Below are 16,725 nucleotides of genomic sequence, written 5' to 3'. Positions count from 1 at the left end.
GTTCTCCTTTAGTTAAAAAATACCGTTACACAAAAATTCCTACAGTCCGCAGGCACATGGTCTGCGGACTGTAGGAAAACGTACAGGCTATTATTCTGCGTCCAGCTTAATTTGGCTGCGCAGGTAACCATCGATGAACGGATCGAGATCGCCATCCATGACAGCTCCTACGTTACCAGTCTCCACGCTAGTACGGTGATCCTTAACCATGCTGTATGGATGGAACACGTAGGAGCGAATTTGGCTGCCCCATGCAATATCGGACTGTTCTCCGCGGATTTCGTCCAAATGCTGACGCTGCTCTTCGATCTTACGCTCGTAGAGCTTGGAACGGAGCATCGTCATGGCACGCTCTCGGTTCTTGATCTGGGAACGTTCATTCTGACAGGTCACGACAATACCGGAAGGTAAATGCGTAATCCGAACGGCTGAATCGGTCGTATTAATATGCTGACCGCCCGCACCACTGGCCCGGTACGTATCAATTTTGAGATCTTCCGTGCGGATTTCAACGTCCACATCATCCGCAATTTCAGGCACCACATCACAGGATACGAACGATGTATGCCGACGGCCGGAGGAATCAAATGGAGAGATACGAACCAGCCGATGAACGCCTTTCTCCGCTTTCAAATAGCCGTAGGCATTATAACCTTTAATCAATAGTGTTACGCTCTTAATCCCTGCTTCATCACCCGCTAGATAATCCAGGGTCTCTACCTTAAAGCCCCGTTTTTCTGCCCAGCGTGTATACATCCGTAGCAACATTTGTCCCCAGTCTTGGGACTCAGTTCCACCTGCTCCCGGATGCAACTCCAGAATGGCATTAAGTTTGTCATACGGCTGATTCAAAAGCAATTGCAATTCAAACTCCTGAAGCTTACTCAGCAGAGAAGTGACACTGTTCTCGATCTCTCCAGCCAGTGTTTCATCGCCCTCCTCATCAGCCAGCTCAGCCATCATACCAGCGTCTTCATATTCCTGACGAAGCTGTTCATAGCTGTCTACTGATGACTTAACAGCGTTCATTTCTGCAATTACACCTTGAGCCTTATCATTATCATCCCAAAAGTCAGGTGCAGCCATCTTTACTTCAAAGTTTGCGATCATTTCCTGTTTGAGATCTAAGTCAAAGAGACCCCCTAAGGTTTGTTAGTTTCTTGCCTATTTCTCGCAAATCATGCTTTACACTTGGATCAATCATGATGTCATTCTCCTTTTAATATATGGTTAGGGGGAGTGGAGCGTTGTGAGTTACGGCTGGGTGAGGAGACGCTGCGCGAATGATTTGATCTTACGAACGCTGACGCTTCTCCAGATTCAAATCCTCCGCTTCGCTACCGACCGCCGTAAACGCCGTAAAGTCAAACTGCTTTTTAAATAACTGGCTCTGGTTATGTGAGCCAGATTAACTGCTGAGTTAACTGACAAACAAGCAGATATCTGCTTGCTTGTCATAATTGTTTTAAAAGAATTGAGAGCAATCTAGCCATTCATCAATATTCAAACTGACCCTCAAACAGAAGAGCTATAAATTGAACACATCAGTCTCACCCCTGTATGGCACAAAATGGCCGACGGTCAGTGGTTGAACTGCCGCCTGCCATTATATGCACTGCAGGGAATAGTGTATCTCAAGATTTCTCCCTTAATTTCAATCCGTTATTTTCTACGCGGACGCGAAGGAGCGGATTTCTTTTTAGGAGCCGCCGGTTCACCACTCGTCGAGATTTTGTCTTCGTCGATGACAGCCTGACGCTCTTGATTGGATTCAATTTGCGCCTTCATGATGTATGTCGCTACTTCCTCTTGGATGCTAGCAATCATAGCATGGAACATTTCGAAGCCTTCAAATTGATATTCGCGCAGCGGATCGGTACCGCCGTAAGCACGCAAGTGAATACCTTGACGCAATTGATCCATAGCATCAATATGGTCCATCCATTTGCTATCGACTGCACGCAGTACGATAACTTTCTCGAACTCGCGTACCATATCTTCGCCAATCATTTCTTCACGGCTGTGGTATCTGTTGGTAACTTTTTCGAAGATCATATCCACGATCTCCTCTTTTTCCTTGCCCCACAGGTCGTCACGCGTAAGTGTATTTTCCTCAAGCAGGTTGTTATTCACATACTCTGCTACTTCTTCAAGCTCCCAGTTTTCAGGAATGTCATCACCGCAATGAGCTTCCACCACACGCTCAATGACAGGCTTGATCATGTCAAACACAATTTCCTTGATGTTCTCTGATTCCAGCACCTCACGGCGTTGCTTGTAAATAATAGCACGCTGCTGGTTCATTACATCATCATACTGGAGAACAACTTTACGCTGATCAAAGTTGTTGCCTTCGACGCGTTTTTGAGCTGATTCGATAGCACGTGTAATCATGCGACTTTCGATGGGTTGGTCTTCCTCGAAGCCCAAGCGCTCCATCATATTCAGTACGTTGTCCGCACCAAAACGCTTCATTAACTCATCGCCCAGCGATAAGTAAAACTGCGTGGAGCCTGGATCACCCTGACGTCCTGCACGTCCGCGAAGCTGATTATCAATACGACGGGATTCATGACGTTCTGTACCGATAATGTGCAAACCACCAAGTTCTGATACGCCTTCGCCCAATACGATGTCAGTACCGCGTCCAGCCATGTTGGTAGCGATGGTTACTGCGCCAGCTTCACCTGCACGGGAAATAATCTCAGCTTCCTCAGCATGATACTTAGCGTTAAGCACTTTATGACGAACGCCTTTGCGTTTCAGCATTTCAGAAAGAAGCTCCGAGTTTTCAATAGAAACCGTACCTACTAATATCGGCTGGTTCTTTTTGTTACGCTCCAGGATTTCATCTACCACTGCATGGAATTTACCTTTCACGCTCTTGTACACTACGTCAGGCATATCCACACGCTGGTTGGGGCGATTCGTCGGAATTTGGAGCACTTCCAGACCATATATTTTTTTGAATTCTTCTTCTTCTGTTTTAGCTGTACCCGTCATACCCGCCAATTTGCGGTACATACGGAAATAGTTTTGGAATGTAATTGTCGCCAGTGTCATGCTTTCATTTTGTACAATGATGTTTTCCTTCGCTTCAATAGCTTGGTGCAAACCATCACTGTAACGACGTCCAGCCATCAAACGGCCTGTAAACTCATCGACAATCAGGACTTCACCATCAGCTACGACATAGTCCACATCCAAACGCATAATAGCGTTAGCTTTCAAGGCTTGTACGATGTGGTGATTGATTGTAACACTTTCCTGATCGTACAAGTTTTCAAGACCAAAGAAATTCTCAGCCTTGGATACGCCATTTTCAGTCAATGCAACTGACTTCACCTTAATATCCAGCGTGTAATCTTCTTCAACATTCAGGCTCTTCACAAAACGGTCAGCCGCAAAATACAGCTCGGTCGATTTCTGAGCTTGTCCTGAAATGATCAATGGTGTACGAGCTTCATCTACGAGAATGGAATCCACTTCATCAATGATACAGAAGTACAACGGACGTTGTACCATCTGCTCTTTATAAAGCACCATATTATCGCGCAGATAATCGAACCCAAACTCATTGTTTGTACCGTACGTGATGTCACAAGCATACGCTTCCTGCTTGGCGGCATGATCCATGTTGGCCAAATTCAGCCCTACGGACATTCCCAGGAAGTTATAAATCTGTCCCATTTCTCCGCTGTCACGTTGCGCCAAATAGTCATTGACCGTAACCACGTGCACGCCTTTACCCAACAGAGCATTCAAATAAACCGGCAGTGTTCCTACCAGTGTTTTACCTTCACCGGTTTTCATCTCGGCAATTTTACCTTCATGCAGCGCAATACCGCCGAGCATCTGTACGTCATAATGACGTTTGCCCAGCACCCGCTTGGACGCTTCACGAACAGTTGCAAAAGCTTCCGGCAAGATTTCTTCAGCCGTAGTCCCTTGTTCGACCCGAGCTTTAAATTCCGCCGTCTTCGCTTGCAACTCCTCATCCGAGAGCTTTTCAAAATCCGGCTCTATCTTATTGATCAGTTCAACCGTCTTCATTAAACGCTTGACGTCACGTTCATTGGTATCTCCGAAGATTTTCTTAACAATTCCTAGCATGGTTTACCCCTTTCGCGCAAAACAATTAATAGAATCAATTTCACAATTAGAAAGGGTCCATGATGAAATTGATTCCCGATATGTTTGACAGGCCCGGCTGTACCAGCCCATCGTGCGATGTTCTTTGCATAAATTGTAACAGTTTGTAGGACATGCCGCAACACAAGCAGCCTCCAGATTTGCATCCGGTTAAAGATACCAAAACAATTGACGCACGAAATACACAACTTGGTTACACTTATCCAAGTTTAAATTTCCTTACATTTACAAAAAAACATATAAAAGAGCCCTATCCCGCCAGGTTCGCAAGGATAAGGCTCGTGTTGTTTTCATTTTCCTAATATCCATGAAGCATGCTTCAATCGAAATCGTTCTATTCATTTTAAAATGTAAAAAGTTCCTACTTACAGGCTATTCCCGTTCGATCAGACCGTATTTACCATCATTGCGCTTGTAAACTACGTTAACTTCTTCGTTGTCTATATTGGAAAATACAAAGAAATTATGTCCAACCATGTTCATTTGAAGAATGGCTTCTTCCACATCCATAGGTTTCAATAAGAAACGCTTGGTGCGGACGACTTCCAGCTCATCCAGTTCTACATCCTCATCTTCAGCAACAGCCACGCCACCTGCCGGATCTTCCACAAAAAGGGTTTTCAAACTACCTTCCTGACGGAATTTTCGGTTTAGCTTGGTTTTGTGCTTGCGAATTTGCCGTTCAAGCTTGTCTACTACGGCATCAATGGATGCATACATGTCATCGCTCTCGTCTTCGGCACGGAGTACAAGCCCCGGCAAAGGAATGGTTACTTCTACAGTGTGCAAATCTCTGGTTGTGCTTAACGTTACACTTCCATCAGACGTCGGGGGTGCATCGAAATACTTTTCAAGTCTGCTGAATTTCTTATCAACGTAGTCCTTCAAAGCGTCGGTAACCTCGATCTGTTGACCTCGTACTGTTAAGTTCATAGGGCACGCCTCCTTTGCTCCTCCAGTATAGCACATATGTTAACGCCAAGTAAAAAAAGAGACCAACATTTCGAAGCTATTTTACAAAATTCTTCTTTTTTCGCTAAAACGCTTCCGATAACGTCATTCTTTGAAAACAGGTATGTTTAAAATTGATTTGCATACATATGTGAATAATGAGTGCATATATAAATATTCCCCGCTGACGTCATGACAAACAACTATTTTTGGCTTCATGCTAAGCGATTTTTATCGAAAAAGGGGGTGTCCCTTTCCCGCTGGACAGGTACATGGACTTGTGCGGTATGCAAGGCCTGGTTACAACCCAGACAATTTATACGAAAGGATTATTACACCCAGCCTAGCTGGCTCTTCCCTATACGGAGATCCCAAGATAACGGATTTGGAAGAGATGGAAAGTAGGAAGCTAATCCATGGCTTTTATTCAGCGTTACGTAACGAACCAGACGGGGGCTGTCACCTTTATAGGGAATACACTTGGGCTGGCACGCTCTAATTCGGTAGGAGTGCCGGGAACAACGACCAGCATTGGCGCGTTCATCACAACCAATACAGCCTCTCGCTTCGGCACGTATCCATTTGGCACGACTTCTGCCTTTACCAGTAACTCATCGACAGCATTCCTTGTGCTCCCTACGGGCAGTACGGTGCTGTATGCTGAGCTTATTTGGGGAGGAAGTTATGCCAACGGCAGTACTAATGTATTGTCTAGCGCCAGCAACCCGGTCACATTTCAGACACCTGCTTTATCTACTACGGTCAGCCCTGAATCTGCAACATCAGTCAACGTCACTAGTCTCAGTACCTATGTGAGAACAGCGAATGTCACAAATCTGGTCAGTCAAGGCGGTGCAGGGGCATACACAGTCGGAAATGTGACGGGCACCATCACGGTTCCCGATTCCACCAGCACCAACCATGCCGGCTGGACGCTGGCTGTGGTGTACAATAACCCATCTCTGCCCTTCCGTAACCTGTCGCTACGTGTTGGTGGTGAAGGGGTCAGTACTGCTACAGGCTCGGTCAATGTGGTGGTGAGTGGCTTTGCCACGCCCGTACAGGGGACTTTGCGTGGTAGGGCGCTGATTAGCGCCCAAGAGGGTGACGTGGACATCACTGGTGACCGTGCGTTGTTTGGACCTACCACATCCAGTTTGACTGCGCTGTCTGGGCCTAATAATTTTTCAACTAATTTTTTTGCTTCCCAAATTAACGGAGACGACGGTACATTGGTCACGACCGGGACCTTCGGTACAACTAATGCCGTAAATGGGGCACCTGGAACGCAGGTGACGGGCGGAAGGCAAGGTTGGGACATTACCAATGTCGATATATCCTCCACGCTGCTCAACAGCCAAACCACAGGTGTCCTCCAGCTGACAACAAATGGCGACATTTACACTGTAAATGCCAATGCCATTCAAATTGATATCAATGCTCCGCTGGTGACCCTGACCAAAACAGCCAGCTCTACAGGCTTGGTTATCGGCGATACAGTGACCTATACGATTAACATTTCGAATACGGGGCTCGTCAGTGCTTCCAACACAGTGCTTACCGATACCATACCAGCCGGGGCTACCTTCGTACCCGGCAGTGTTGTTGTCGCGGGCACAGCCCAGCCAACGGCCAATCCCGCTACAGGTATCACAGTGGGCAGTGTAGCTCCTGCTTCCACGGCGACCATTACATTCCGTGCAACCGTCACTTCATTGCCAGCAAACACCCAGCTGGGCAATCAAGCATCGGCATCCTTTTCCTTCCAAACCGTGCCGGGAGGGCCTGTCATTTCTGGCAACGTTCCGTCCAACACTGCCAGTACACCAATCTACCAACCTGTTATTGGGATTGTTAAAAGTGCCAATACAACGGCTGCTACAGTTGGAGATACGATTACGTACACATTCCAGATATCCAACACGGGCAGCATTGCTGCAAATCTCAGCTTTTCGGAGAGCATTCCCACCGGATCATCCTTCATACCGGGCAGTGTGACCATTGGTGGTTCTTCCGTGCCTGCTGCCAATCCCGCTACTGGTTTTTCAGTAGGAACGATTAATACAGGTGCTACTATACCCGTGACCTTCCAAACCCTCGTCAACGCGGTTCCCGCCTCTGGGTTTTTGACCGATCAGGCAGCTTACACGTATACCTTTACACCGCCTGACGGACGTGTATTGAACGGAAGCGGGACGTCCAACACGCTCACCATTCCCATATCCTCACCAAATGTGACCGTGACAAAAGCCTCTTCCCTGGCGGCAGCCGCAGTCGGAGAGACTGTTCAATTTACCATAACCGCCACAAACAACGGAATCGCCAATGTGACCAATGTAGTCGTTACCGATCCGCTACCAAGCGGAGTTGCCTTTGTACCTGGTAGCGTCACCGTGAACGGAACTGCTTCTGCGACTGCTACACCTGTGAACGGCATTCCGATCGGCACTTTAGCTCCAGGCGCATCGGTTACGGTTGTATTTCGGGCAGCCATTAATTCTCTGCCTTCTCCTGCACAGATCAACAATCGTGCAACTGTCAGCTTCACTTCTGGGGCCTTTACCGGATCATCTTTGTCCAATCTTGTAACCATACCTGTCGTTATTGCAGCGCCGACGATTACCAAAAGCGCCAGCTCCAACCGTGCCAGCGTTGGCGGGACGATTACTTATTCATTCCTCATCGCTAATACCGGAACAGCGGTATTAAACACGACTTTGACGGAAACTGTACCGACAGGCTCCACCTTTATTCCCGGAAGCGTCATTGTCGGCGGGTCCTCAGTGCCAGGCGCCAATCCTAATACGGGAATTTCAGTGGGCACCGTAAGCCCTGGTGCACAAATTACAGTCTCATTCCGGACGACAGTGGATTCCCTACCACCCGGGGGTGGATTAAACGATCAGGGCCTGCTCCAATATTCATATCAGTTGCAAGACGGAAGAACCCTGTCGGGCTCACTTCTCTCCAATATTGTTTCCGTATCGATTTCGCTTCCCAACGTAGCAGTAACCAAGTCTGCGGGGTTCACATCCGTTAGTGTTGGCGAAACGCTGACCTACAGCGTGAACGCCGTAAATAACGGAATTGACCCCATCACAAACACCGTGATTACCGATCCACTCCCCGGCAGCGTGTCATTTGTGCCCGGAAGCGTAACCGTCGGTGGTTCACCTGTGAGCACAGCCGACCCAAGAAGTGGCATTCCAGTCGGCACCATTGGCGCAGGCGCATCCGTACAGGTGTCCTATGCTGTGCTGGTCAATGCCGTTCCGTCCGTACAGCCGCTGCAAAACACAGCCAGTGTCAGCTTCACCAGCGGTGCTTTTACCGGAACATCCCAGACAAATACCGTCTCTGTGCCGGTTTATCAGCCTCGCATCAGTGTGGCCAAATCTGCAAATACAACAGCAGCTACGATAGGCGACACGATTCTGTACACATTGTTGGTCACGAACAGCGGCAACTATAACGCTTCTGTAACGCTGACAGATGCTATTCCTGCCGGGTCCACATTTATGGAGAACAGCGTGGTAATCAATGGTGTTAGTCAGCCCGGAGCCAGTCCAGCAGCAGGTATTTTCATCGGAACCGTGTCGCCGCAAAGCCCTATCACATTGACATTCCAAACTGTAGTGGCTTCTCTTCCAACACCATCCCAACTGACAGACCAGGCCACCGCCGCCATTTCCTTTACCTTGCCCGATGGGCGAGTGCGAACAGATAGCACATCGTCCAACGTGTTATCCATTCCTGTGTCAGCGCCGAATGTGTCCATTTCGAAGACTGCAGACCGTTCCACCGCCATTCCGGGTGATTCGGTGTTATACACCCTGACCGTACTCAACAACGGAATCCAGACCGTGAGCAATGTGGTCGTTTCCGATCCTATCCCGGCCGGCTCTCAATTCACTGCGGGTAGCGTAACGCTGAATGGCTCCACAATAACCAGTGGAGATCCGTCTTTAGGTATCGTAATTGGGAGCATTGCCGCTGGAGGGGGAGCTACGATCACTTTCAGGGCAACGGTATCCTCTCCATTGCCAAGTCCGCCGCAGCTCACCAATCAATCGCGTGTCAGCTACACCAGCGGTGTTTTTTCAGGCGTATCCGTATCTAACCCGGTGACAGTGGCTTTGAACGCTCCGGTGTTAAGCGTAAGCAAAACCGCTGAGCCTATATCAGCCACAGTCGGAAACATCGTAACGTACTCTGTGGCAGTAACCAACAGCGGTAATATTGCAGCTGCTGCCACATTGATAGACAATATCCCCGCAGGCTCAGCACTGGTACCGAACAGTGTGGTTGTCAACGGTGTTCCTATTCCCGGTGCCAGTCCCGAAACAGGTCTGTCTATTGGCTCCATTGCACCTGGAGCCGTGACTCAAACAACTTTTCAGGTGGTGATTACTTCCGTGCCTTTACCTCCCCAACTCACCGACCAGGCGAATATCAGCTTTTCCTTTCAACCGCCGGATGGCCGGATTGTTAACGGCAATGTTTCGTCCAATATTGTCACAATTCCTGTATCATCACCCAATGTGCAGGTAAGCAAAAGTGCTTCGGTAGCTGACGCAGTTCCCGGTGATACAATAACTTATACCATTACAGCTACCAATAGCGGAGTCCAAACCGTGACGGATGTTCGGGTAAACGATACGATCTCGTCGGGCTCCACTTTTGTTCCTGGCTCGGTTATTGTAAATGGAACGACATTGCCGTCAGCCAGCCCCTTAACGGGGATTCCAATCGGCTCCATCGCTGCTGGAGCGTCAACAACCGTCACCTTTTCCGTGTCTGTCAACAGCCTGCCTGAGCCACCTCAGCTGAGTGATCAGGCTACAGTTTCTTTTACCAGCGGTACACTGAACTTCACATCACTCTCCAACACAGTTGTCGTCCCTGTTTACCAGCCTATTATCAGTCTTGTTAAAATCGCAAATACGAGTCAAGCAACGGTAGGCGACACCGTAGTCTATACACTCACCGCCCAAAATACAGGTAATCTAGCAGCGACTGCCACCTTCACCGATGCCATTCCATCAGGCTCCTCCTTTATACCGAATAGCGTCACCGTGAACGGTCTGCCTGTTGCTGGAGCCAATCCTCAATCAGGGGTAGTGGTCGGAAACATTGCAGCAGGGGCTTCTGTCGCCCTTACCTTTCAAGTGGTCATTAACGCTGTCCCTGCTGGCCTAGGCCTATTAAATCAAGGTTCGGCCACATTCACCTTCCAGCCACCTGACGGCCGCACATTAAATGGGAGCGCACAATCGAATCCGGTGTTCATTCCCGTATCCAATCCGAATGTCACCGTGACCAAAACGGTCAATCAGACTTCTGTTGCCTTCGGCGATACCATTACGTATACCATTAATGCAGTAAATAGCGGCATTACACCCGTGACGGGAACTGTCTTTATCGACCCGATTGCTGATGGCACTACTTTTATACCTAACTCCGTACAAGTCAATGGTGTCACTATACCGGGAGCCAACATCGCCACAGGCATATCCGTAGGTACTATCCCTGCTGCCAGCTCAGTAACGGTCACCTTCCAGGCAACGGTAACATCCTTGCCAGCGTCAGGTTTGTCAACGGATCAGGCAACGGTCTCCTTTAATTCCGGGGCTTTCGCAGGTCAATCCGCCTCGAATCAGGTCAGCCTGCCTGTATTTCAGCCAATTTTGAATGTGACCAATACCCTCAGTGCAGATCGTGCAACCGTAGGGAATACACTTGGCTTTTTCATCACTGTAACCAATACCGGCAACGCGCCTGCAGAAACGGTCGTGCTCGATCTGTTGTCCAGCTCGCTTAGTCTGAATCAAAATAGCGTACTGGTCAACGGTTCCCCCATTCCCGGAGCAGACCCGATTACAGGCATTAATATCGGTTCAGTTGCCCCAGGCGCGACGGTAACCGTCTCGTTCAGCGCCGTGGTCATATCGGTACCACCTGGGTCCATACTGACCAACCAGGCCACTGTGAGCTACACGTTCCAATTGCCCGATGGACGAACGCTGAGCGGAAGCGGAGCGGCCCTGCCTGTATCCATTCCAATCTCGTCACCGAATGTAACAGTCACGAAGGCAGCTGATGTGGCTGTCGCTGTCGTGGGTGATTCTGTCCCCTATGTCATAACTGCGTTTAATAACGGACTCGATCCGGTTACTAACGTAATCGTCACGGATACTATTCCTTTTGGAACTGCCTTTGTCCCGGGCAGCGTTACAATCAATGGTACTCCTGTTGTTACAGCCAACCCGCAAAACGGCATTCCTGTCGGAACGCTTGGAACTGGGGGCGGAGCCACCATTCGCTTTTTGCTTAACGTACAATCACTGCCTTCGCCAGCGTCCATTACCAATGAAGCGACCGTCAGCTTTACTTCAGGTGCATTTAACGGATTTTCGGTATCCAATCCCGTTACCATCCCTGTGTATCAACCGATCGTCACTGTAACTAAAAGCGCGGGAACGGGAAGAGCTACGGTTGGAGATACGGTAACCTATACATTCTCCGTTACGAACTCTGGAAACATCGGCGCAGATACCGTCCTTAGTGATCCCATCCCGGCAGGGGCTGCCTTTATCCCTAATAGTGTAGTGATCAATGGCACCGCCGCACCTGGCTCAGATCCAAGTGTTGGGATTCCATTAGGTATCATAGGTGCAGCTACGACCATCACTCTGACCTTTCAGGCAGTCATTACCTCACTGCCCGCATCAGGTACATTGGTCAATCAGGCGACCGCAGCTTACAGCTATCAACCTCCAGATGGTCGTGTCCTGACTGGAAGTGCAGTATCTCCGTCCGTGACCGTCTCGGTCTCTTCGCCAGATGTGGACGTTATCAAATCAGCCTCCGCTACAGATGCCGTAGTCGGAGATACCATTACGTATACTGTGATTGCTACGAATAACGGAATCAGTCAAGTCGTCAATGCCGTTGTATCTGATCAACTGCCACCCGGTACCAGCTTTGTTCCGGGTAGCGTAACCGTGAATGGAACTTCGGTGCCTGCTGCGTCGCCAAGCTCCGGTATCCCTGTAGGCACCATTGCTGTAGGTGGTTCGGCAGCAGTTACATTCCAGGTCTCCGTCGTTAGTCTGCCGCAACCGCCGCAAATAACCAATCAAGCGACCGTCAGCTTTACTTCAGGCGCGTTGACCTCGTCTTCGCAATCCGATCCGGTTACCTTGCCCGTTTATCAGCCGATCATCGGCCTGACCAAAACCGTCAATACCGTCAACACACAGATCGGATCAACATTGGTCTATACCCTGACGCTAACTAATACCGGAAATATTGCCGTTATACCTGTGCTGTCGGATAACATTCCTGCAGGTTCTGAACTACTGTCTAACAGCGTAGTCGTTAACGGCATCCTTGTACCGGGGGCTTCGCCAGTTACAGGCATAACACTCGGATCACTGGCCCCTTCAGGCAGTATTACAGTGAGCTTCCAAACTATCGTCTCGACTCTGCCAACTCCGCCTGTATTGACCGACCAAGGGCAAGCAAACTTTACGTACTCCCCGCCAGATGGTAGGGTGCTGAGTGATTCCGTCACATCCAATACAGTCAATGTTGCTGTGTCTGCACCTAATATTCAGGTGATTAAAACATCCAGTCTAGCAGCCGCTGTAGTCGGAGATACGATCAGATATACACTGAGCATCACGAATAGCGGTGTGGATTCAGTCACAGATACTGTTGTAACCGATACAATTCCTGCAGGTACCTCCTTCGTTCCGGGCAGTGTCCTAATCGACGGAGTAGCCTTCCCTAATGCCTCTCCGGTTGCTGGAATTGCCATCGGAAACGTCGCACCTGGAAATACATTCGTCGTCAGTTTCCAGACAACTGTCCAGTCTTTGCCGCAGCCACCACTGCTCACAGATATTGCAGCCGTCACGTTTACTAGCGGAACGTTCACTGGCACTGCCTTTTCCGATCCACTCATCGTACCTGTGTTCCAACCGTTAATTGCAATTACTAAAGCATCCAGCACTCTTAACGCCTCCGTCGGCGATACACTGACCTACACGATTACAGCCATGAATAGCGGCAATATTGCAGCAGCGCTTACCATCAGCGATAACATCCCGGCCGGATCGACTTTCCTTGCCAACAGTGTCAGCATTGCTGGCAGTCCGCAACCTGGGTTGTCCATCGAAACTGGCGTTCCAGTTGGATCCGTGCTGCCAGGCGGAACGGTATCCGTAACGTTCCAAACCGTTATCAATACTCTGCCTAATCCACAGGTACTGGTCGATCAGGCATCAGGCTCATTCACTTTCCAACCACCAGATGGCAGAACTGTATCCGGATCAGCTGTATCCAATTCAGTTAGTATCTCTGTATCCTCACCAGACGTTAGCATTGTCAAAGGAACGGCGGCTACCGACGCCATTATTGGCGATATCATCACCTACACACTGGCTGTCTCCAACAATGGGATCAGTACAGCCAATAATATAGTGGTTTCAGATATAATTGCGGCGGGAAGCTCCTTTGTAAATGGCAGTGTTACCATAAACGGCACTTCCTTCCCTGATGGAAACCCTGGATTTGGTATTGCCATCGGTACGCTCGCTCCAGGAGCTGTTACTACCGTTACGTTCCAGGTTCGAGTCGACTTCTTGCCAACACCGGCACAATTAACTAATCAGGCATCCGTTAGCTTTACCAGCGGAGTATTTACCGGTAGCTCAACATCTAATGTAATAACCATTCCGGTCTTCCAGCCGATCCTGACAGCAGTCAAAACAAGCAATACCAATAATGCCACCGTCGGAGACATCATCACTTACACGATTGTCGTATCCAACACGGGTAACATTGCAGCCTCAACTACTGTAAGTGACAATATTCCGGACGGCTCTGTATTCCTTCCGAACACCGTCTCGATTAACGGCATTGCAGCTCCCGGCACAAGCCCAGTTTCTGGAATCCCGACTCCAGTCATACCACCAGGACAATCGGCAACCGTCACTTTCCAAGTGCTGGTATCTTCCATCCCTGCAACCGTACTGCTGGTAGATCAGGCTGAGGTAGACTATCGCTTTAATGCACCAGATGGACGAGAGGCAGGCGGTTTCCATTTATCCAACATCGTTGAGGTTGCCGTTTCATCCCTAGACATCACATTAAGCAAAAGCGTAAGCTCACCTTTCGCCACTACTGGCGATACCTTGACGTATGAACTCGTGATCCTCAACGAGGATACGAATACCGTGCAAGATGCCCGTTTGCTGGATACTTTGCCAGAGGACATCGAGTTTATTACAGGTTCAGTTCAGATTAATGGATCTACGGTGGCAGAAAGCGATCCCGGAACCGGCATACCTTTGCCACCGTTAGAAGCGAATACCAAGACTGTCATATCCTTTGATGTCCGTATCACAGCGACAGAACAGCCAGGGCCACGTACGAATCAGGCGCGCTTGTTACTCTCAAATGGTGAAGAAGCGAGTGCTGTTTTGTCCAATGCTGTCACCATTGCCTTACTTCAGCCTGTGGTGAAACTGATGAAAATAGCCAGCACGGAGAGCGTACAGCCAGGTCAAAGCATCACCTATTCCATCATCACAGAAAATACGGGAAATATCGGTGCGTTTGGCTTGTTAACGGACTCATTGCCATCGGATCTTTCTTTTGTTCCCGGCTCTGTTTCGGTTAATGGAACCCCTCAATATGGGGTCAGTCCAGGGCAAGGCATTGCCCTAGGCACCATCGCACCAGGAGAAAAAACGACTACCGTCTTCTCCGCGCTTGTCGTTCGTGCCTCCGAGTCTGGCACACTGGTGAATCAAGCTTCGCTGGCTTACTCCTACCAGCTGCCGGACGGACGAAGCACGAATCTGGTAACTGCTTCACCTTCTGTCTCGGTTAAAGTAGCCCCTACTGCTAAAGGAGTCTTGTCAGCCGTGCTACGCACAACAGTATCTACTGTCGCATTAAGCGATGCTGTGCCTTATCAGTTGACTCTTGTTAACGATGGAGGCTCGGTCATTACCGATGTAGTGTTAGCCGATTACGTACCGAATGGAACCATCATAAACCCGGATAGCTTGAGAATTAACGGTTCTCCACCTGCTGCTAGCAAGCCGGGTGAACCATTATTTATCGGCAGCTTACAGGCGGGACAGACAATGGATGTATCCTACAGCGTGAACGTTCAGTCTCTGCCTCTCGGAGGACGTCTAAACAATAGCGTACGTCTTCAATATGCTGGCAGTGACGGTGCGAGCGAGGTTACCAGCAATACCGTGACTATAACTGTTTTTGATCCACAGCTTGCCGCAAGTATCTCCACGGAAAATACAGAGGCTATCGCAGGAGAACGCCTCACTTATACGTTACTGCTCAACAACTTTGGCAACGTAACATCCGAAGTTACACTGCAAAATTTCATTCCTGCCGGGACTCTATTGATTCCTGACAGCATACAGTTGAACGGTCAATCACTGTCAGGAACCGATCCTACTGTCGGTGTTAGCCTTGGGTCTGTGGAACCTGGGCAGTCATTGACACTGACTTATCAAGTGACCGTATCGGAGACGCCTCCATCCGGTTACATCGTAAATCAAGCTGCCCTTGCCTACTCGTTTACGTTACCTGGAGGAAGAACCGTGTTGGGAACATTGACTACCAATACCGTTACAATCCCAGTGGTATTCCCGCTGCTCGAATTAGTTAAAAAGGTGAATACGACGGATGCCTCTGTTGGCGACACACTCACCTTCACCATCCAAATTACTAACAAAGGAGGAATCCCAGCGCAGTATCCGCTGTTCACAGACCCATTGCCGCATGGACTCATTTATGTACCCAACAGCCTAACTATCCAAGAAAAAGCACAGCCAGGCGCTAATCCCGCCGCAGGTATCACGCTCCCGGATATTGCACCAGGGGAGACGCTCACCCTTACGCTCCAGGCACAAATTCGTGAAGCACCAGCAGAGGGAACATTCAGCAACCAAGCCACCATCGAATATACCTCACGTCGTAGTGGTGGAGAGACCATCCAGGAAACAACCCAAACCAACACCGTCGGCGTGACCGTTATTGCCGCCATCCCTAAACTTACGCTTAGCTCCAGCGCTTTGCGTGTCGGGCAAGAAGATACCCTGTCCTTCACCGTCCATGTGGAAAACATCGGCAATACTCCGCTGGAAGAGCTCTTGCTCACTGCACCATTTGCAGCCGAAGATTTCCTTGTACTGAGAACCGTCACCGTGAATTCTGTGCCGCTTCCGCATCCTAACCTGCTCCAAGGGATTCCGTTAGGTCGGCTTGACCCAGACCACAAAGCCGTCATCGTCTTTTCTTTCGACATCGAATCTGCGCTCCGCGCGTATCTGATCGCCCAGGTCATCCTGCGCTATCAATTCCTCTATCCAGACGGAAGCGTAGAGAAACAATCTGCCTCCTCCAATACCATTTTTGTGGAGATGGCTGACTTTGACGGTTCTCTAGAGTAAATGTTCTATTGTGTTGAGCTCCTTACCACCGGGTAAGGGGCTTTTTTATGTAATTAGAAAACATAAAAAAGCCCTGGAATATATTCCAGGGCAGTTGCTAGCGCGTTATCCATTGCTAACCATCTTACCA

At 49.2% G+C, this 16,725-nt stretch carries 4 protein-coding genes; 1 reads left to right on the top strand and 3 read right to left on the bottom strand.

Going from position 1 to position 16,725, the window contains the following annotated elements; genetic code table 11:
* Positions 1–90 precede the first annotated feature (90 nt).
* The 3 genes from prfB to hpf all read right to left on the bottom strand — a co-directional run bounded on the left by prfB (position 91) and on the right by hpf (position 5,085).
* Positions 91–1,204, bottom strand: a protein-coding gene (prfB, locus tag MHB46_RS17035; protein ID WP_103047450.1) for a peptide chain release factor 2 whose coding sequence is annotated in 2 segments (ribosomal slippage) — positions 91–1,131 and positions 1,133–1,204 — 1,113 coding nt in all. Because the reading frame shifts where the segments join, the coding sequence is not laid out codon by codon here.
* Positions 1,205–1,662: 458 nt separating this feature from the next.
* Positions 1,663–4,113: a preprotein translocase subunit SecA gene (gene secA, locus MHB46_RS17030; RefSeq protein ID WP_134903256.1), complete on the bottom strand. Its 2,451-nt coding sequence runs from the start codon at positions 4,111–4,113 to the stop codon at positions 1,663–1,665.
* A 411-nt stretch (positions 4,114–4,524) separates the two neighbouring features.
* The gene (hpf, locus tag MHB46_RS17025) at positions 4,525–5,085 is read right to left on the bottom strand and encodes a ribosome hibernation-promoting factor, HPF/YfiA family (RefSeq protein ID WP_013312261.1); all 561 of its coding nucleotides are present in this window, start codon (positions 5,083–5,085) and stop codon (positions 4,525–4,527) included.
* Between the two features lie 434 nt (positions 5,086–5,519).
* Here hpf and MHB46_RS17020 point away from each other — a divergent pair, with 434 nt between their 5' ends.
* Positions 5,520–16,595 carry a DUF7507 domain-containing protein gene (locus MHB46_RS17020; RefSeq protein WP_341162942.1) on the top strand — a complete coding sequence of 3,692 codons (11,076 nt, stop codon included), beginning with the start codon at positions 5,520–5,522 and terminating at the stop codon, positions 16,593–16,595.
* The last annotated feature ends 130 nt before the right edge of the window (positions 16,596–16,725 follow it).

The organism is Paenibacillus sp. FSL H7-0703 (genome assembly GCF_038003485.1).
In the GTDB taxonomy this organism is placed as follows: Bacteria; Bacillota; Bacilli; order Paenibacillales; family Paenibacillaceae; genus Paenibacillus; species Paenibacillus polymyxa_B.
This window is presented reverse-complemented; position numbering and strand designations above follow the sequence as displayed.